Source organism: Pseudomonas sp. TE24901, from assembly GCF_054058375.1.
Genome location: NZ_JBSSAF010000005.1, coordinates 40,475 through 60,258, shown reverse-complemented (window position 1 = coordinate 60,258; position 19,784 = coordinate 40,475). Strand labels below are relative to the sequence as shown.

The window sequence follows — 19,784 nt, the reverse complement described above, 5'->3', positions numbered from 1 at the left end:
TATCAGCGCTAGAGGCGTGGTTGGTGTTTGCTTCAGAGGTCAGTGATTCACGTGGTGCCCATTTGCGTGAAACGGGGACAGATTCATTAACCCCGTTTGTAACGCCCGCTTCTCGCCGTTAATTGCAAAAGCGATGACAAAACCGCAGACAATAAAAAACCCCGTAGACGTTAATCTACGGGGTTTCTAAGAGTGGAGGCCGAGGTCGGAATCGAACCGGCGTAGGCGGATTTGCAATCCGCTGCATAACCATTTTGCTACTCGGCCTCAAACGATCAATGCCCTGGTTGCTGGCACTCACCGCATAAAAACTTGAGTGGGCTGTAACAGCCTGCCTCTACTCTAACTCATTGAATACATTGAAGTTTTTAATGCTTCGTTGCGTTCGATGGGCGCCATTATGTACGTATTTGCCAATGCGTGCAACCCCTTGATTTCAAAAATATTTCGTAGGGACATCAAGGGGTTGCGCGGCCGCCCTACTCCTTGATGACCTGCTCCTGGTACTGCGGATCAGCCTTGATCTGAGCGTCAGTAAATGGCAGTGGGCGCAGCTTTTTCTCGGAAAAGGCCTGGGTTTGATCCTTCGCGTATTTCGATGCGGGATCGCTGGACAGTGAGAACGCCAGTAAGCCGAGGGCGTTCGGGCCCTTGTCGTCGAAGGTGACGATTTGCAGGTAGCTGCTACCGCTCACGACTTCACGTTTGCCGTCGGCGCGGGGCACGCTTTGCATGGCGTTGTAGATGCCAAGCTCTTGCGGGCCGCCATGGATCGGCGTTTGGCCGCTGACCTGCACGTCGCCCCAACGGCTGTTGGCGGTCAGGCCGTTTTTGGCCACCTCGGCGGTCGAGGCCAGCATGGCTTCACGCAAGGCGTTGGCCACAACTGGGCGGTCGATGGCAAGACCGCGTGGCGTGGTCAGCGGTTGGGCCGGGTCGAAGGCTACGCGCCAGGCATCGGGGATTTGCTGCAGATGCTGCACCAGGTTGATGAAGTGCACCAGGCCCAGGCCGCTGTCGAGGTTGGCGCGCTGGTCCCAGTCCTTGAGGCTGGTGCACAGCGGTTGCAGGGCCACAGCGTCGCTGCCCAAGTGTTTGGCGCAGAACGCGAGCAGGTCAGGCATGACCTGGCTGGCGAGGTACACCTCGTTGTCCATCACCATGTGCTGCAGCGCGGCCACGGTAATGGGCTGCGATTCCAGGGATTGCAGGCGTTGCACAGCGAAGCGTGCACGCGGGCCGAGGCCGATGTGGTCCTGGCTGATCACCGGCGAGAACCCGGTGAGCGGTGCCTTGGGGTTGGCCAGCCATGCCGAGTCGTTGGAGTGCTGCACGTAGTCGGTGCGCTCCAATTGCGGCAGTTGGTCAGCCGGGAAGATACCGGGCTGGGCTGCACGTGGGTCGATATCCCAAGCGCAGGCGCTGTGGGCGCCGTCGAGCAGGATCAGTTGCAGGCCAGCACGTGGATCACTGCATTGCGCCAACTTGGCGGCGCTGACGTTGGGTACCACCGACAGGTTCATGTACAGGCTCTGGCCCTGATCATCCGCCGCCAGGGTGTTGACCCAAGGAATGCCTTGCAGGGTGTGCACCGAGGTTTGCAATTCCTTGAGGCTGGTAGCGCGGTTCATCGCGTACCACTGCTGCAGCACGCGATCATTGCCGAGGTTGGCATCGCGCAGGCTGAACGCGTAGTGGCTGTCCCAATCCAGCTTGCCCGGCCATTGCACCACCGGGCCGAACTGCGAACTGTAGACCGTATGGGCTTGCGCCTTGAGGCTGCCGTCGGGCTGTTTGACCTGCACAGTGACCGGGGTTTTATCCAGCGGGATGGATTTGCCATCCAGCATATAGCGGGTGGAATCCTTGGGATCGAGGGTCAAGCGGTACAGGGTAAAATGCTTGGAGGTGTCGACCGTGTGGGTCCATGCCACGTGCTGATTGAAGCCGATATTGATCACCGGCAAGCCTGGCAATGCAGCGCCCATCACATCCAGCTGGCCCGGGATGGTCAGGTGCATTTCATAAAAACGCATGCCGCCCACCCAAGGGAAATGCGGGTTGGCCAGCAGCATGCCACGGCCATTGAAGGAACGGTCCCGGCCCACCGCCACTGCGTTGCTGCCACGGTCGAGGGTAAAACGCTGCTGGTTGGCAGCGGCCAGTGCAAAGGCTTTGCTGTCGACCAGCACGCCGGCAGTCGCCTGGGGTGGCGTCGCGCCCACCAGGGCCTCGGCGAATTGCCCGACACCGCCTTCCACCAGCAGCCGACGGGTCAGCTTCACCAAGTCTTCAACCGCCAGTGGCCGTACCCACGCCGCCTGGCACTGCACCGGCGCGCCCTGCTCTTTCAGGTACCGGTTGTAACCCGCGACGTAGCCTTGCATGCGCTGTTGCATCTGCGGGGTTTGCGCGTTCCAGAACGTGGCCACCGCCTGCGGGGTATTGAGCCAGGTGAAGAACACGTCGCTGGCGAGGTTGTTGCGCTCCTCCAGGGTTGCCTGATCGGGGCCGAAGTAACGGGCGCGCTCGCCGTTCACCGTGACCACTTCATTGGCCAGCAGGCACAGGTTGTCCTGGGCATACGCATAGCCGATGCCGTAGCCCAGGCCACGTTCATCATTGGCACGAATGTGCGGCACACCGAATGTGGTGCGACGGATATCCGCCGATGCCTGTGCCACCGGCTCAAGCGCCGATGCGGCGAAGCTCACCCCCAGCAACACCCCTGCCATGCACACCCTGGACAACCCATTGGAAATAATCACGCCGACTCCACCGTCAAATTGAACACCCTCACGAGGGGCAACTACCCCACCGTAAGGACGCAATGCACCGGGAATAATTTAGCGGACGGGCACGTTTATTCAGGGCAACCACAAAGTGACAAACCGGATACCGACAAAATTTCTACATCCGGGACTTCATGATTTCTGTCGCTCATACGTCTTACCTAATAAGAGCGCCATCATTTTCCTGATCAGGCTCTGATAAGGAGTTTTTTGCATGTACAACTCGCAACTGCCCACGGACGGACATTCACCGAGCGCCGACGCCAGTTTTGGCAACGGCACACACGCGTTCGGCAAAGCGCCCGAACAGCAAGGCAACCAGCGGATTCGCCATTTGCTCAAGTGTTTCGGTTTGCGCACCAGCCTGATTCGGCTGAAGGTCATCGACGCCCTGCTCACCGCTGCCGACAACCAGCGCACCCTGGGGGTGCGCGGCGTGCACAGCCATTTGCTGGAGCTGGGCATTCCGCTGTCGTTTCTCAGCGTGCGTGAAGTGCTCAAGCGCCTGTGCAGCGAGGGCGTGATCACCCTCAATGCCGATAAGAGCTACAGCCTCCATGAAGAGGCTGCCAAGGTGCTCGAAGGTCGCGCCTGAATCAGAAGTGCGGCTTGACCTTGCGGCGCATGATGCCGTTGATCACCACTACGATCACGGCCACGGCAATGGCGATGTACTGGAAGGTTTTCTCGCTGATCACGCCGGTGTTCTGCAGGTAGGACAGGCCAAACATGATCGCCAGTACCGACAGGGCAATCAGAATCGAATATTTCAAACGTTGCTTTTGAGTCATGACAGGGTCCTGAAGCTGAAGTATTGGGCCCTTGTGTATCGCCACACACGAAGCACAGAGGCCGGTGCTTATGTTACAGGGCAATGCCCCCTTTGGCTCGCCCCGATCAAAACACGCTTGCTTGTCCATCCTCCCAGTGCAGCAGACCCCGTCGAAATGTTTAGTGTTAAGTGTCTTACGGTATGCGGGAACGTTCTGCGCGTTACGCCCACAGAATTCGCGAGTCTGACGCGCAAAATTCGACAGCGCCGTCAGACCTTTTCCTAAGTTCGACAGAGAGGTTTAATGATGATACTCGCGGCCCCTGCATATTTGGCGGCATCACAACATCGACACACCTCGGGCCCTCCCCCGACATCACCTTACGACACGCCAAAAGACCTGGAGCCTGGCGTCGTGAATTATAAGAACCATGTGCTGCATACCAAAGGCGACGTCGAGATTAACCACGAAGTCGCCTGGCTTCCTGGCGATAAGCCGCAGATCTTGAACAACCGAATCATTGTAAAAACCGGTAATGACGATGACGTCATTCATGTCAGTAAAGGGCCTGGAAACCAGGTTCGGATCACCGTAAACGGCGATGTATTCAACGTTGATTTCGAGCAAAAAAAAGGCCCGCAACCGGGGCTGGCGATCGACTCCATGGGCGGCAACGACAAAATTACGATCGACCAGGATGTAATGCTTCGTGTCGATGTGTACGGGGATGACGGCGACGATGATATTCAAGCGGGAGGCGGAAGAACGCGACTGTACGGTCAAGCTGGCAACGATACGCTGCGCCTGGGCAGCGGTTTGGGCTATGCCGAAGGCAATGAAGGTGATGACACCCTCATCGGCGGCACCGGTAACAGCGTCATGTATGGCAACAATGGCAACGACCGTCTCTACGCGGGCGCGGGGGGAAAACAAAAGCAAAATTACCTGGACGGGGGCAACGGCAACGACCAACTCTTCGCAGGCAACGGGCATAGTGTCCTGCACGGTGGCAACGGTGATGATGAACTTGTCGGGCATGACAGCACGACGTTTTATACCGGTAAAGGCCGGGACAAGATACGAAACAACCACGCCCACGACCGCATTTACGCGAAGATCAACGATGAATTTGACCGCAACAGGGGTTCGTCCTTTACCCCCGTTGCAACCAGCAACGCGGGCGAGCGGGGTTTTACGGTAACCGGTGATGAAAACTTCAAGCAACGCGTGGCCGATGATCTGGAGTTCTTCCGTAGTTCGCCTAATGGTCAGAAGGTCCTCGCCGAGATGGATGAGCTCGCTGACACCAATGGCGCCAGTGTCAGCATCAATCCCATCGGGTTTGGCGCCTCCGGTTACGACTTTGGCAGTAAGGCCTTGGATGCTCTGAGAGCCGCGGGTAAAGGAAAGATTGATTTGTCGGCCGTTGGGCGAATCACCGATGGCGTAGCCGGTTCTCGCGCTGACCGCGGCGTCATTAACTTCGACGAGCGGTCGATCATCGAGGAACATAACGGAAATACGATTATTCCCGTGACAGTGCTCTACCATGAAATAGCCCACGCCTGGAATGGCGCAAAGGGCACCTTCCTGAGAGGGCGCAGCAAAGTCGACGATCCGTCCACCAAGGACGACTCAGACAGCAAAAATTTGACCAATAACTTAGAGTACCAGGCTATTGGTGTACCCAATAGCGCCACACCTTTTGATCTCGATGATGACCCCTCTACCCCGCCCACGACGGTCAACCCGAAGCACTTCACAGAAAACGCTCTGAATGAAGAAATGGGCAAGCCACTACGAAAATTCCACCAGCTTGTCCCTAGCCCGCAGGGTCGAGGCCTGTAACGCCAAAAGTCAGCGCTGCTGCGCTCAAAGAGCGACCCCCTCATCAGAATGAGGCGCCGGCAAACGGCGCCTCGACTTTCTTGTACGAACGTACCTAAAGCTCCTGACACCCAAGCCGATAGCCCTACGAAGCTCCAAGAAAGCCGCGTGAATAATAAACGCTTCGTAAGGACGACCCCATGCCCCCACTGCGCTCCATCCAAGCCCGCTATACCCTGTTTCTGGTGCTGTTCGTCCTGGTGTTATTCGTGTTGACCGTCGTGGGTATCGGCCAGTTGGTCGCGCCCACGCTGCGCCACACCGAAGAACAGGTGGTGCTCAACCGCATCGCCGAGGTGGCCGAACAGATCAAGGGCGAATTGAACAAGGTTCAAGCCCAGCAACGCAGCATCACCCAGACCATTCCCCTGCTCGACAGCGATGCCATCGACAAGGTCCTGCCGGGCCTGGTGGACCAGTATGGCGAGCTGAAAGTCTTCGGCGGCGGCATCTGGCCATTGCCGAACCAGCGCACCCCGGGGCGCAACAAGCACAGCACCTTCTGGCACCGCGATGCATCGGGCAAGCTGACAGTGAACACCTTCTGGAACAGCGACGCCGCGCCCAACTACTACGACCAGAGCTGGTACAAAGGCGGCCTCGCCTCGCCACGTGGCCAGTGTGCCTGGGCGGCGGCCTACAAGGATGACGCCAGCCAGGAGCCGCGCACCAACTGCGCCATGGCGATCCAGCGCGACGGCGCGGCCTACGGCGTTGCCACCATCGACGTGACCCTGGGCTTCTTCAACGAGCTGGTGGCCAGCAAGGAAAAAGACATCGGCGGCCAGATGCTCATCGTCGAGGGCGACGGCAAGATTATCAGCAATAGCTCGCGCATCAACGGCCCGGTGGTGTTGAAAAACATCAGCGAACTGGCCGGCAGTTCGGCGTTTGCCGCACAGGTCAGCGCAGCCCTGGCCCATCGCGACCAGGGCCTGCAACGCAGTGAGTTCGACAACGGCGGCGTGGCCAGCACCTTCTACCTGCGCCCGATCGAAGGCACGCCGTGGTTCCTCGCCACCGCCCTGCCCACCTCGTTGATCACCGCCCAGCGCGACGATGTACTCGGCACCCTGGCCCTGCTGCAAATCCCCATGGTGTTGCTGCTGGTACTGCTCGCGGCCTATGCCATCCGCCAGTTGGTGCAGCGCATGAAGTCGCTGAAGACCAACATCGACGCGCTGTCGGCGGGTGATGCGGACCTGACGCGGCGTATCACCATTCGCGCTGAAGACGAACTGGGCGCCATTGGCCATTCGGTCAACCGCTTTATCGTCTACCTGCAAAACATGATCGGCGAAGTGACCCAGGCCACCGGTGCCATGTCGTCGGGCCTGGAGCAGTTGCAACAGGCCTCGGCGCAGACCAACCGGATCCTGGTGCGCCACGCCTCGGAAACCGACCAGACCGTCACCGCCATCACCGAAATGAGTTCCACCGCCGAGACCGTGGCGCAAAATGCCGCCGAAACCGCGGCCTTCACCCAGCGCGCCAACGAGCACGCCGACCGTTCCCGCGTGGTAGTGGGTGAAGCCTCCACCAGCGTCAGCGCCTTGATCGGCGAAGTCTCCAGCGCCACCCACACCGTGGAAAACATGCGCCAGGACGCTGCGCGCATCACCGAAACCCTCGGCGTGATCGGCGCCATTGCCGGCCAGACCAACCTGTTGGCGCTCAACGCCGCCATCGAGGCGGCACGTGCCGGCGAGCAAGGCCGTGGGTTTGCGGTGGTGGCGGATGAAGTACGCGCCCTGGCGGCACGCACCCAGGCCAGCACGTCGCAGATCAACGAAATGCTGGCGCGCTTGACCACCGGCGTAAGTTCGTCGGTGGCCGCCATGGAAAACACCCAAGCCAGTTGCCAGTCGGCGGCGGATGCGACGGCGCGGGTGAACACCGGCCTGGATGAGATGGCCGGCTCGGTCAGCCACATCAACAACCTCAGCACCCAGATCGCCACGGCGGCCGAGCAGCAGAGCGCGGTAACCGAGGAGATCAACCGCAGCATGGTGCAGATCCGACAAATGGTCGAAGAGTTGGTGCACAGCGGCCATGCCACCGAAAGCAACACCCAGAGCCTGCTGGACGCCAATGGCCGGGTGATTGCCTTGATGAGCCGCTTCAAAGTCCGTTGATCAATTGCCTGGAGGCTCCCGTGCAAAGCGCGGGAGTAGGACTATTCTGACATTTCCTAGTCGTCACACAGGAGGTGTGCCATGCGCGCTGCCGAGCAATCGGTCCGCTTGGAGCGGATCAGTCAGGAACGCTTTATCCAGGCCCCCATCGATGCCGTTTATGACTATGTGACCCAGCCTGATCGCTGGCACGAGTGGCACCCCACGTCCCTGAGTGCCGACACCGGCACCACCGGCTCGCTGCCTGCGGGCACGCGGTTTACCGAAATCATCGACCTGTTGGGCGTACGCGTCCCTATGAGCTACCGCGTGCAGATCGCCCGGCGCCCCGGCGAGTTCAAGACCGTGTTCACCTCCCTGGCCGTGGACGGTTCCATCCATTATTTCCTGCAGCCCCATCGCGGAGGCACCCTGTTCAAGCGTGTGTTGACCTACGAGACCGAGCTGCAACTGGCCACCCTGCATGAGCGCATGATCGAGCTGTCGGGCATTGCCCTCGACCAGCTCAAGCACCGCTTGGAAAACGGCCCCTTGGTATAATTTAGAAACATTACTCTGCCTCCCGCTGACCTGTGGGAGCTGGCTTGCCTGCGATGACGTCGTCATGATCGCCCCCTTCATGACGACGTTTACCTGACCTACGAGCCCCACCATGAAAACCCCATTGCGCCTGGTCCTGCTTTCCTCCCTGCTGATCCCCTCCCTGGCCCAAGCCGCCGACCTCATTCCCATCGACGTCCACCGCGACGCCAACTGCGGCTGCTGCAAAAAGTGGATCAGCCACCTGGAAAACAACGGTTTCAAGGTCAACGACCACGTCGAAGCCGACATGAGCGCCGTCAAGCAACGCCTGGGCGTGGCCCCGCGCCTGGGCTCGTGCCACACCGCCGTGATCGACGGCAAGTTCGTCGAAGGCCACGTGCCGGCCGAACAAGTGCTAGCCCTGCGCAAGCGCCATGATCTGCTGGGCATCGCCGCACCGGGCATGCCCATGGGCTCGCCGGGCATGGAAGTGGAAGGCCGTCGCGAGGCTTACCAGATCATCGGCCTGACCCGCGAGGGCAACGACGTGGTGGTGGCTGACTACCCGGCGCAATGATCGCGGGTTACCTGGGGTTATTTTTCGCGGCGTTTGGCGCCGCGACATTATTGCCCCTGCAATCGGAAGCCGTGCTGGTGGGCCTGCTGCTCAGCGGGCATTACAGCCTGTGGCTGTTGCTGGGGGTTGCCACCCTGGGCAACGTACTGGGGTCGCTGGTGAACTGGTGGCTCGGGCGCTGGGTGGAACACTTCAAGGGCCGACGCTGGTTTCCGGTGAGCGACAAGCAATTGGCCAAGGCGCGCCACCATTACGAGCGCTGGGGGCATTGGACGTTGCTGCTCAGTTGGGTGCCGATCATCGGGGACCCACTGACCCTGGTGGCCGGGGTGATGCGTGAGCCACTGTGGCGCTTCTTGCTGCTGGTTACCCTCGCCAAAGGCGTACGTTACGGCGTGCTCGCCGCCCTGACCCTGCAGTGGGCGTTAATCCCCACTTAATCCCCTCCCAACAGCATCCGAGCACCTTCTCTAGGAGCCCAGCCGATGCCTCTGATCCGTGCTTTCTGCATTGCCGGCCTGCTGACCGCCAGTGCCGCCCCCGCCTTCGCCGCCACCTACGGCCCCGAGCTGCAAGGCTTCCAATACCCGTATCCGGTTGAGCACTTCCAGTTCCAGTCACAGGGTAAAACCCTGCAAATGGGTTATATGGACGTGCCCGCCAAGGGCAAAGCCAACGGCCGCAGCGTGGTGCTGATGCATGGCAAGAACTTCTGCGGCGCCACCTGGCAAGACTCGATCAAAGCCTTGAGCGATGCCGGCTACCGCGTGATCGCGCCGGACCAGATCGGCTTCTGCACCTCCAGCAAGCCCGAGCACTATCAATACAGCTTCCAACAACTGGCCACCAACACCCACCAACTGCTGGAGAAACTCGGCATTCAGAAAGCCACCCTCGTCGGCCACTCCACCGGCGGCATGCTCGCCACCCGCTATGCCCTGCTCTACCCAGCCCAGACCGAACAACTGGCGTTGGTGAACCCCATCGGCCTGGAAGATTGGAAAGCCCTTGGCGTGCCTTACCGCAGCGTCGACCAGTGGTACGAGCGCGAGCTCAAGCTGAGCGCCGAGGGCATCCGCCAGTACGAACTCAACACCTACTACGTAGGCCGCTGGAAGCCCGAATATGACCGCTGGGTGGACATGCTCGCCGGCCTGAATAAAGGCCCGGGGCATACGCTGGTCGCATGGAACTCGGCCTTGATTTACGACATGATCTTCACCCAGCCGGTGTACTACGAGTTCAAGGACTTGCAGATGCCCACCCTGCTGCTGATCGGTACGTCCGACACCACCGCCATCGGCAGTGATATCGCGCCGCCAGCGGTCAAGGCCAGGCTCGGTCACTACGACGTGCTGGGCAAGCAAGCTGCACAGTTGATCCCCCACGCCACCCTGGTGGAGTTCCCAGGCCTGGGGCATGCGCCGCAGATGGAAGAACCGGCCCAGTTTCATAAAGCGCTATTGCAGGGTTTGAACGCCCTTTAATTCAACCTTTTTCGAGGCACTCGTGAATGTCGGTACAGATCGCAGTCATTGATGATTGGCAGAATGTGGCCAGTGGCGTGGTGGATTGGTCGGTGCTTGATACCGTCGGCCAGGTGCATTTCCTGCACGACTACCCCGCCGATACCGCCACGATGATCGACCGTTTGCAGGGGTTCGAGGTGATTTGCGTGATGCGCGAACGCTCCCCCTTCGACAAGGCCCTGTTGCAAGGCCTGCCGAAGTTGAAGTTGCTGGTGACCGGTGGCATGCGCAACGCGGCCATCGACATCGCCGCCGCCAAGGCCCTGGGGATCCAGGTGTGTGGCACTGACAGCTATAAACAGGCCGCACCGGAATTGACCTGGGCGCTGATTATGGCCTCCACCCGCAACCTGCTGGCCGAAGCCAACTCCCTGCGTGCCGGCCAGTGGCAAGTTGGCCTGGGCGGCGACCTGTACGGCAAAACCCTGGGCATCCTGGGGTTGGGCAGCATCGGCCAGAAGGTCGCGCAGTTTGCCCAGGTGTTCGGCATGCGTGTGATTGCCTGGAGCGAAAACCTCACGCCCGAGCGCGCCGCCGAATCGGGCGTGACCTGGGTCAGCAAGAGAGAACTGTTCGAACAGGCCGACATTCTCACCGTGCACTTGGTGCTCAGCGACCGTAGCCGTGGGCTGGTGGATGCCCAGGCCTTGAGCTGGATGAAACCCACCGCCCGCCTAGTGAACACCGCCCGCGGGCCCATCGTGGATGAACAGGCGCTGGTGCAGGCACTGGAAAGTGGCGGGCTGGCTGGGGCTGCACTGGATGTGTACGCCGAGGAGCCACTGCCGGTGGATCACCCGTTCCGCCGCCTGCCCAATGTGCTGGCCACCCCCCACGTCGGCTACGTCAGCGAGCAAAACTACCGCCAGTTCTACCAACAGATGATCGAAGACATCCAGGCCTGGGCCAACGGCGCGCCCATTCGCATGCTCGGCTAGCGCACCATTGCGGGGCGCATGCTTCCTCGTGGCGAGGGAGCTTGCTCCCGTTGGGGCGCGAAGCGGCCCTTTCTTTATTTCAAATACGGGTCTGCTGCGCAGCCCAACGGGAGCATGCTCCCTCGCCACAAAACGCCGCCGTTCAAACCGTGTTTTCAAAGCTGCATATGGTTACAAGTTTTTTGTCCTACAAAATCTTCTCACAAACCCTACACGCTCTAGGATCTGTCCTAGACTGATGACCGATGGGTCCGTTCGAAAACAAAAACCCCGCAAAAAATCGAAACTTTCCAAACCTGCCGTAGGTCCAGTTTTAAGGTAAGGCGAGCACGCGCGTTTGATCGCAGATGCCCGTCCATCCAATCTTTTTCAGCTGAGTGTGCAACTGGCATACGCCTTGCCAGTTTGTACAGTGCTTGTGCGCCTGACCGCAGGATGCGGTCATCGGAGCTAATGGCAGCGGGCCATTAGCCGACAGACATGTGGGAGAGAACTATGATCAGTGCCGCTGTAGATATTCAGGGAGAGCGTGTCAGTCAGCCGGTAGGGGGACCTTCGCTGGTCGACCTGCCCACCACTGTGCGGCCGATCGTGAGTCAGAACCCTAATCGCAAGAAAGTCCTGTTTGTAACCTCCGAGTTTGCCGACCTGGTCAAGACCGGTGGCTTGGGCGACGTGTCCGCCGCCCTGCCCCGCGCCATGGCCCATCTGCACGATGTGCGAGTGCTGATCCCGGGTTACCCGCAGGTGATGGAAAGCGACAACCCGATCCACATTGTCGGCGAACTGGGCGGCCACGCAGCCCTGCCGCCCTGCAAGATCGGGCGCATGGACCTCAAGGACGGCCTGGTCATCTACGTGCTGATCTGCCCCGAACTCTATGAGCGCGAAGGCACCCCCTACGGCGCCAACAACGGCCGCGACTGGCCGGACAACCACATTCGCTTTGCCCGCCTGGGCCTGGCCGCCGCCGACATGGCCGCCAACCTGGCGCAGATTCACTGGTGCCCCGACCTGGTGCACGCCCACGACTGGCCCGCAGGCCTCGCCCCGGCGTATATGCACTGGCGTGGGTCACGCACCCCAACCCTGTTCACCATCCATAACCTGGCCTACCAGGGCGTGGTCAGCCTGGCCTCGACGCCGGAGCTGGGCATTCCGCCCCATGCCCTGCAACAAGAAGGCATGGAGTTCTACGGCAAGATGTCGTTCCTCAAGGCCGGCATGGCGTACTCCAGCCACATCACCACGGTGAGCGCCACCTACGCCCAGGAAATCACCACCCCTGAATTCGGTTGCGGCCTCGATGGTTTCCTCGCCAGCAAGACCCAACAAGGTTTGCTCAGTGGTATCCCCAACGGCATCGATGAAAGCTGGGAAACCTCCACCGACACGCACCTGACCCACAATTTCAATATTGGGGATTGGGAAGGCAAGGCCGTCAACGCCGCCCACGTGCGCGAACTGTTCGAACTGGATGACTCTACCGGCCCGCTGTTCGCCGTGGTCTCGCGCCTGGTGTACCAGAAAGGCCTGGACCTCACCGAAGCCGTTGCCAGCTTTATCGTCGAACAGGGCGGCCAGATCGCGATTATCGGCCGTGGCGAACCGGAAGAAGAACAAGCCATGCGTGAACTGGCCCTGCGCTTCCCGGGCCAGGTGGGCGTGCGCATCGGCTTCAACGAAACCGACGCCCGCCGCATGTTCGCCGGCAGCGACTTCCTGCTGATGCCTTCGCGCTACGAGCCCTGCGGCCTGAGCCAGATGTATGCCCAGCGCTTCGGCTCACTGCCGGTGGCCCGCAATACCGGCGGGCTGGCCGACACCATCGAAAACGGCGTCACCGGGTTCCTGTTCAATGAATCCACGGTAGAGAGCTACGAAGAAGCCCTGAGCCGAGCGTTCAAGGTGTTCGCCAATACCGGGCTGCTCAACGCCATGCGCTGCCGCGCCATGACCCAACCCTTCAACTGGTGCCAGGCGGTCGAACCCTACGCCGAACTGTACGAACAACTGGTGGCCAAGGCCTTGGGGAAATCCGCTAAATAATCAAGGGAGGGCTTCATAGATGCCGTCACGGACTCTGGAAACCTGGCCCCACGGCGCAATCATGCTGGACGCGCAACACACGCGTTTTGCCTTGTGGGCGCCAGACGCATTTTATGTCAGCGTTGAATTGGAAGACGGCAAGTCCATCGCCATGCTGCCCCAGGCAGAGGGCTGGTTCGAAACAGAAATACGCTGCGCGGCGGGCACGCGCTACCGCTACAACATCGACGGCGAAACCGATGTACCCGACCCGGCGTCCAGGGCCCAGGCCACGGACGTTCACGGGTGGAGCCAAGTCGTCGACCCGCTCGCCTATCCATGGCGGCACAGCCAATGGCAAGGCCGCCCGTGGCACGAGGCGGTGATTTACGAACTGCACGTTGGCGCGCTCGGCGGCTATGCTGGCGTGGAAAAACACCTGCCACGCCTGGCCGAGCTGGGCGTCACCGCCATCGAGTTGATGCCGTTGGCGCAGTTCCCCGGCGAACGCAACTGGGGCTACGACGGGGTGCTGCCCTACGCACCCCACTCTGCCTACGGCACGCCTGAGCAACTCAAGCACCTGATCGACAGCGCCCACGAACACGGCCTGGCCGTGATCCTCGACGTGGTCTACAACCACTTCGGCCCGGACGGCAATTACCTCGGCCAATACGCCAAGGGCTTCTTTCAGGAAGACGTGCACACCCCCTGGGGCGCAGGCATCGACTTTGACCGCCGCGAAGTGCGCGACTTCTTCCTCGACAACGCGCTGATGTGGTTGCTCGAATACCGCTTCGACGGCCTGCGCCTGGATGCAGTGCACGCCATCGACAACCCGGGGTTTCTCAAGGAGCTGGCGCAACGGGTGCGCCAACAAGCCGATATCGGCCGCCATGTGTGGCTGGTGCTGGAAAACGAATTCAACCAGGCGAGCCTGCTGGAGCATGAATTCGATGCCCAGTGGAACGACGACGGCCACAACGCCTTGCACGTGCTGCTGACCGGCGAAACCGACGCCTATTACAGCGACTTTGCTTCGGACACCACCGCCAAGCTCGCACGCTGCCTGGGCGAAGGCTTTATCTACCAGGGGCAAGCGACCCGCCACGGCCACACGCGCGGCGAACCCAGCGGGCACCTGCCGCCCAGCGCCTTCGTGCTGTTTCTGCAGAACCACGACCAGATCGGCAATCGCGCCCTCGGCGAACGGCTGCACCAACTCTGTTCGCCCGAGGCACTCAAAGCCGCCACTACGCTACTGCTGCTGTCGCCGATGATCCCGATGATGTTCATGGGCGATGAAACCAACGCCAGCGAGCCGTTCCTGTTTTTCACCGATCACCATGGCGAACTGGCCGAGGCCGTGCGCGAAGGCCGGCGTAATGAATTCGCCGACTTCGCCGCCTTCCACGACCCCGAACGGCGCAAACGCATTCCCGATCCCAACGCCGCGTCGACCTTTGAGCATTCCGCCCCCAGCTTCACCGACAACGACCACACCGCGCTCTATCGCCACCTGCTGCACCTGCGCCACCAGCACATCGTGCCGCATTTGCCCGGCAGCGTTGCATTGGGCGCACAGGTGCTGGCCGACGGCGCCGTCACTGCGCGCTGGCGCCTGGGCAACGGCAGCCTGTTGCAAATCGACCTCAATCTGAGCGAAGCGCCCGTGACTCACCCTGCGCCGTCCCACCTGTTATTCGAAACGCGCGCCCATGACCCGGCCCTGCTGGCGCCGTTCAGTGCGCGCGTAGCCCTTTTCCCTGTTGGAGAGCACCCTTGAGCGAAGCGAACCTGGAAATCCTCGCCAGCCGCGCGGGCCTGGCCGTCGATTGGATCGACGCAAACGGCCGCCCGCAACACGTGAAGCCCGACGCCCTGCGTGCGGTCCTCAAAGGCCTGGGCCACCCAGCCGATACCGATGCCGAGATCGACGCCAGCCTGCTCGAACTGGAACAGGTGCAACAGAACAAACACCTGCCGCCCTTGATGACCATCGACAGTGGCGAAGGCTTGGACCTGGCGCGCTACTTCGAACCCGACACCCTGTGCCGGGTCAATCTCGAAGACGGCGAAACCCTAGAGCTGCGCCTGGATGGCAACGCCGTGTTGCCGGGCGTCATTGCTCTCGGGTACCACCAAGTACACATCAGCGACCAGGTCTTCACCTTGGCCGTGGCCCCCACCCATTGCTACAGCGTGGCTGAAGCGGTGGACAGCCGCCCCGCCCGGGCCTGGGGCCTGAGCGCCCAGTTGTATTCGTTGCGTCGCCTCGGCGATGGCGGCTTCGGCGACACCCTGGCCCTGGAGCACCTGGCGCGCTCGGCCGCCGAGCGCGGTGCCGATGCCCTGGCGATCAGCCCGATGCACGCGATGTTCAGTGCCGACCCGAACCGCTACAGCCCTTACTCACCGTCCAGCCGCCTGTTCCTCAACAGTCTTTACGCGTCACCGGGCTGCATCCTGGGCGAGCGCGAGGTGCGCAACGCCATCGATACCGCCGGTCTCGCCGATGAGCTGCACACCCTGGAACAGCACACCCTGATCGACTGGCCTGCCGCCGCGAAGGCCAAGCAACGCTTGCTGCGCACGCTGTATGAAGACTTCCGTCACGGCGAGCATCCGCAACATGCCGACTTCCTGAGCTTTCGCCAAGCCGGTGGCGAGGCCCTGGAAAATCACTGTCGCTTCGAGGCTGTGCAAGCTCAGCGTGCGGCCGCCGGTGAAGATCTGGACTGGCGCCACTGGCCAGACGCCTGGCGTAATCCGCAGAGCGCGGCACTGACTCAATTCGCCGAAGACAACCGCGATGAAATCGGCTATTTCGCCTTCAGCCAATGGCTGATCGCCCGTAGCCTGGAACGTGCGCAGCAAGCCGCCCGCGGCAGCGGCATGGGCGTGGGCCTGATCGCCGACCTGGCCGTGGGTGCCGACGGCGGTGGCAGCCAAGCCTGGAGCCGCCAGGATGAGCTGCTGGCCGACCTGACCGTGGGCGCGCCGCCGGACATTCTCAACCGATCGGGCCAAGGCTGGGGCATCTCCGCGTTTTCCCCGGAGGGCCTCAAACGCAACGGCTTCCGCGCCTTTATCGAAATGCTGCGGGCCAACTTCGCCCACGCGGGCGGCCTGCGCATCGACCATGTGATGGGCCTGCAACGCCTCTGGGTGATTCCCATGGGCGCATCGCCCCGGGAAGGCGCGTACCTGTATTACCCGGTGGATGACCTGCTGCGCCTACTGGCCCTGGAATCCCACCGTCACCAGGCCATCGTCCTTGGCGAAGACCTGGGCACCGTGCCCGATGGCCTGCGCGAAAAACTCAGCGGCCGCTCGATCCTCGGCATGCGCGTGCTGCTGTTCGAACAGAACCATGACGGCCAGTTCAAGCCGATCCTCGACTGGCCGGACAACGCCCTGGCCACCACCAGCACCCACGACTTGCCCACCCTCAACGGCTGGTGGCACAGCCGCGATATCGAGTGGAACATCCAGCTGGGTTTGATCGACGCGCCCACGGTGGAGCAATGGAGCGAACACCGCCTGCGCGAACGCCAGGCGCTGCGCCAGGCCTTGAGCCAGGACCCACAGAACTTCGTCGATGAGATCCGCAACGACACCGACCACATGATCGACGCCAGCGTGCGCTACCTGGGCCACACTCGTGCGCCGTTGGTATTGCTGCCACTGGAAGACGCGCTCGGCATCGAGGAACAGGCCAACCTGCCCGGCACCCTCGACACCCACCCCAACTGGCGCCGCCGCCTGCCGGGTGAAGCCGCCAGCCTGCTCGACAACGACAGCGCCGCGCGTCGCCTGGAACTGCTGGCGGTGGCGCGCAACCAGGCCCACGAGCGTGACCGATGAAGGCCCTGCCGCTGCGCGCCACCCAACGCCTGCAATTTCATAAAGGCTTTACCCTGGACGACGCGGTGCCGCTGGTGCCGTACTTTGCCAGGCTCGGCATCAGCCACCTGTACGCCTCGCCGTTGCTCAGTGCCCGTGCGGGCTCCATGCACGGCTACGACGTAGTCGACCCCACCACCGTCAACCCGGAGCTGGGCGGCGAACCGGCCTTGCGCCGCCTGGTCGCGGCGCTGCGTGAACACGAGATGGGGCTGATCCTCGACATCGTGTCCAACCACATGGCCGTGGGCGGCGCCGACAACCCATGGTGGCTTGACCTGCTGGAGTGGGGGCGCCTGAGCCCCTATTGCGAGTTCTTCGATATCCAGTGGCACTCGCCCGACCCACTGCTCAAAGGCCAGTTGCTGATGCCATTCCTCGGCAGCGACTACGGCGAAGCCCTGCAAACCGGCACCCTGGCCCTGGCCTTCGATGCCGCCCAGGGTAGTTTCTACGCGGCACACTACGAACACCGCTTCCCCATCTGCCCTCGGGACTACGCGATGATTCTGGGCAGCGACCCGTTGCTCACCCCCCTGGCCGAACGCTTCGCCGCCCTCGCCTACCAAGATGACGCTTACCACGAGGCGGCATGGCTCAAGCAAGCGCTGGCGGAGCGCGCCACCGAAAGCGACGTGCTGCGCGCCATCGAGCAGCAGCTGGGCACGTTCGACTTCGACCGCCTGCATGCATTGCTCGAACAACAAACCTATCGCCTCGCCAGCTGGCGCACGGCGGCGGACGACATCAACTGGCGGCGCTTCTTCGACGTCAATGAACTGGGCGGCCTGCGGGTCGAGCGCAGCGCGGTGTTCGAAGCCACCCACGGCAAAATCTTCGAGCTGATCGGCGAAGGCCTGGTGGACGGCCTGCGCATCGACCATATCGACGGCCTCGCCGACCCTCGGGGTTACTGCCGCAAATTGCGCCGTCGTGTCGACACGCTTTCACCTGAACGGCACCTGCCGATCTTCGTGGAAAAAATTCTTGGTGAAGGCGAAACCCTGCGCACTGATTGGCAGGTGGACGGCACCACCGGCTACGAATTCATGGATCAGCTGTCATTGCTGCAACACGACCCGCAAGGCGTTGAGCCGCTGGCCGAGTTATGGACACGCCACAGCGAACGCCCTTCGGCCTTTATCGAAGAAGCGCGGTTGGCCCGCCAGCAAATCCTCAAAGGTTCCCTCGGCGGCGACTTTGAAAGCGTGGCCCAGGCCCTGCTGCAAGTGGCCCGTGACGATGTCATGACCCGCGACCTGACCCTGGGCGCGATCCGCCGTGCGTTGCAGGAACTGATCGTGCACTTCCCCGTTTACCGCACTTACATCAGTGCCCGGGGGCGCAGCGCCGATGACGACACGGTGTTCCAACAAGCCCTCGAAGGCGCACGCAGCACACTGAACGAAGGCGACTGGCCGGTGCTCGCCCACCTGGAGCAGTGGCTCGGCGGCCAGCCCTGGCGCAACCGGCCGGTGGGTCGCGAACGCAAGATCCTCAAGCATGCTTGCGTGCGCTTCCAGCAACTGACTTCACCCGCTGCGGCCAAGGCCGTAGAAGACACCGCGTTCTATCGCTCGGCGGTGCTGCTGTCGCGCAATGACGTGGGCTTCAGCACCGAGCAGTTCAGCGCGCCGCTGGATGACTTTCACGCTATCAACGCACAACGTCTGCAGACCTTCCCCGACAACCTGCTGGCCACTGCCACCCATGACCACAAGCGGGGCGAGGACAGCCGCGCGCGCCTGGCCGTGATCAGCGAATGCGCGCCGTGGTACGTCGAGCAGGTGGAGCAGTGGCGCGCCCTGGCAGCGCCGTTGCGCGAATCTGCCGACAGCCCTTCGGCGGGTGACGAGCTGATCCTCTATCAAGTGCTGCTGGGCAGTTGGCCTCTGGAATCAAGCCCGGACCTCAAGGCTTATCATCAGCGCCTGTGGCAATGGCAACAGAAAGCCCTGCGCGAAGCCAAATTGCAGAGCAGTTGGAGCGCCCCCAACGAGGCCTACGAAAAAGGCGTCGAAACATTCCTCACGCGCCTGCTGCTGGGTGACGAAGGCCAGGCCCTGCGCGCCGCCATCGCCGCCGCTGCCCAAACCATCGCCCCGGCCGGCGCGCTCAACGGGCTGGCGCAAACCTTGCTTCGCCTCACAGTGCCAGGGGTGCCGGACCTGTACCAGGGCGCCGAGTTCTGGGACTTCAGCCTAGTCGACCCCGACAACCGTCGCCCAGTGGATTTCGACGCACGGCAACGTGCGCTCAACAGCCCACCGGACATCGGCGAACAGTTGTCGAACTGGCAGGACGGGCGTATCAAACAGGCGTTGATCGCCGGGGGATTGGCCGTGCGCAAGGCCCACCCTGAACTGTTTCGCAACGGGCGCTACCTGCCACTGGAGGTGGTGGGCAAACACGCCGATCACGTGGTCGCGTTTAGCCGTGAGCATCAAGGCAAACAGCTGCTGGTGGTGGTGCCGCGCTGGCCTCATCGCTTGCTTGAAAACGGTGTGCAGCCCCACATCCATGCGCAGGTTTGGGGCGATACACGGGTGAAATTACCGTTCGCCACCACAACCCAAAACTGGAAGGGACTTTTTCATACGGCCGCAGTCACACCAGACAAGGAGCTGCTGATCAGCACTGCCCTGGGGGATTTCCCGGTCAATGTCTTTATCAATCCTGATGATCAAGAAAGCTGAA

14 protein-coding genes and 1 tRNA gene are annotated in these 19,784 nt (G+C 61.8%); 12 read left to right on the top strand and 3 right to left on the bottom strand.

Features of this window, described 5'->3' with window-relative positions; translation table 11 throughout:
- Positions 1 to 193 precede the first annotated feature (193 nt).
- Positions 194 to 267: transfer RNA gene (locus ACVWVP_RS11340), tRNA-Cys, on the bottom strand.
- A gap of 212 nt (positions 268 to 479) precedes the next feature.
- Positions 480 to 2,768 carry a bifunctional acylase PvdQ gene (gene pvdQ / locus ACVWVP_RS11335; RefSeq protein WP_457405878.1) on the bottom strand — a complete coding sequence of 763 codons (2,289 nt, stop codon included), beginning with the start codon at positions 2,766 to 2,768 and terminating at the stop codon, positions 480 to 482.
- 238 nt (positions 2,769 to 3,006) lie between these two features.
- On the opposite strand from pvdQ, the gene ACVWVP_RS11330 reads away from it, so the two are divergent.
- Complete coding sequence (locus ACVWVP_RS11330; RefSeq protein ID WP_178920607.1) at positions 3,007 to 3,387, top strand: fe2+ zn2+ uptake regulation protein; 381 nt, start codon at positions 3,007 to 3,009, stop codon at positions 3,385 to 3,387.
- 1 nt (position 3,388) lies between these two features.
- Here the strand turns inward: ACVWVP_RS11330 and ACVWVP_RS11325 are convergent, their stop codons facing one another.
- Positions 3,389 to 3,583: a hypothetical protein gene (locus tag ACVWVP_RS11325; RefSeq protein WP_176995952.1), complete on the bottom strand. Its 195-nt coding sequence runs from the start codon at positions 3,581 to 3,583 to the stop codon at positions 3,389 to 3,391.
- Positions 3,584 to 3,979: 396 nt separating this feature from the next.
- Between ACVWVP_RS11325 and ACVWVP_RS11320 the strand changes: the two genes are divergently transcribed.
- The 11 genes from ACVWVP_RS11320 (at position 3,980) to ACVWVP_RS11270 (ending at position 19,783) form a co-directional block, all read left to right on the top strand.
- Positions 3,980 to 5,413, top strand: coding sequence for a M91 family zinc metallopeptidase (locus ACVWVP_RS11320; RefSeq protein WP_457405874.1), 1,434 nt, complete (start codon positions 3,980 to 3,982; stop codon positions 5,411 to 5,413).
- Positions 5,414 to 5,592: 179 nt separating this feature from the next.
- The gene (locus ACVWVP_RS11315; RefSeq protein ID WP_178920604.1) at positions 5,593 to 7,587 is read left to right on the top strand and encodes a methyl-accepting chemotaxis protein; all 1,995 of its coding nucleotides are present in this window, start codon (positions 5,593 to 5,595) and stop codon (positions 7,585 to 7,587) included.
- 81 nt (positions 7,588 to 7,668) lie between these two features.
- The gene (locus ACVWVP_RS11310; RefSeq protein ID WP_457405871.1) at positions 7,669 to 8,127 is read left to right on the top strand and encodes an SRPBCC family protein; all 459 of its coding nucleotides are present in this window, start codon (positions 7,669 to 7,671) and stop codon (positions 8,125 to 8,127) included.
- 112 nt (positions 8,128 to 8,239) lie between these two features.
- Entirely contained in the window at positions 8,240 to 8,686 is a 447-nt protein-coding gene (locus ACVWVP_RS11305; protein ID WP_259171500.1) for a DUF411 domain-containing protein, read from the top strand.
- A complete protein-coding gene (locus tag ACVWVP_RS11300; protein WP_457405869.1) occupies positions 8,683 to 9,126 on the top strand; it encodes a YqaA family protein in 444 nt (147 codons plus the stop codon). The genes ACVWVP_RS11305 and ACVWVP_RS11300 overlap by 4 nt, the downstream gene beginning before the upstream one ends.
- A gap of 45 nt (positions 9,127 to 9,171) precedes the next feature.
- Positions 9,172 to 10,173 (top strand): alpha/beta fold hydrolase, encoded by a 1,002-nt coding sequence (locus ACVWVP_RS11295; protein ID WP_178920596.1) that lies wholly within the window; start codon positions 9,172 to 9,174, stop codon positions 10,171 to 10,173.
- A 26-nt stretch (positions 10,174 to 10,199) separates the two neighbouring features.
- Positions 10,200 to 11,153, top strand: coding sequence for a D-2-hydroxyacid dehydrogenase family protein (locus ACVWVP_RS11290; RefSeq protein WP_457405867.1), 954 nt, complete (start codon positions 10,200 to 10,202; stop codon positions 11,151 to 11,153).
- Positions 11,154 to 11,648: 495 nt separating this feature from the next.
- The gene (gene glgA, locus ACVWVP_RS11285) at positions 11,649 to 13,202 is read left to right on the top strand and encodes a glycogen synthase GlgA (RefSeq protein ID WP_178920592.1); all 1,554 of its coding nucleotides are present in this window, start codon (positions 11,649 to 11,651) and stop codon (positions 13,200 to 13,202) included.
- A gap of 19 nt (positions 13,203 to 13,221) precedes the next feature.
- Complete coding sequence (gene treZ, locus ACVWVP_RS11280; RefSeq protein ID WP_457405865.1) at positions 13,222 to 14,967, top strand: malto-oligosyltrehalose trehalohydrolase; 1,746 nt, start codon at positions 13,222 to 13,224, stop codon at positions 14,965 to 14,967.
- A complete protein-coding gene (gene malQ / locus ACVWVP_RS11275; protein WP_178920588.1) occupies positions 14,964 to 17,048 on the top strand; it encodes a 4-alpha-glucanotransferase in 2,085 nt (694 codons plus the stop codon). Before treZ ends, malQ begins: the two co-directional genes overlap by 4 nt.
- Entirely contained in the window at positions 17,045 to 19,783 is a 2,739-nt protein-coding gene (locus tag ACVWVP_RS11270; protein WP_457405862.1) for a malto-oligosyltrehalose synthase, read from the top strand. Before malQ ends, ACVWVP_RS11270 begins: the two co-directional genes overlap by 4 nt.
- The last annotated feature ends 1 nt before the right edge of the window (position 19,784 follow it).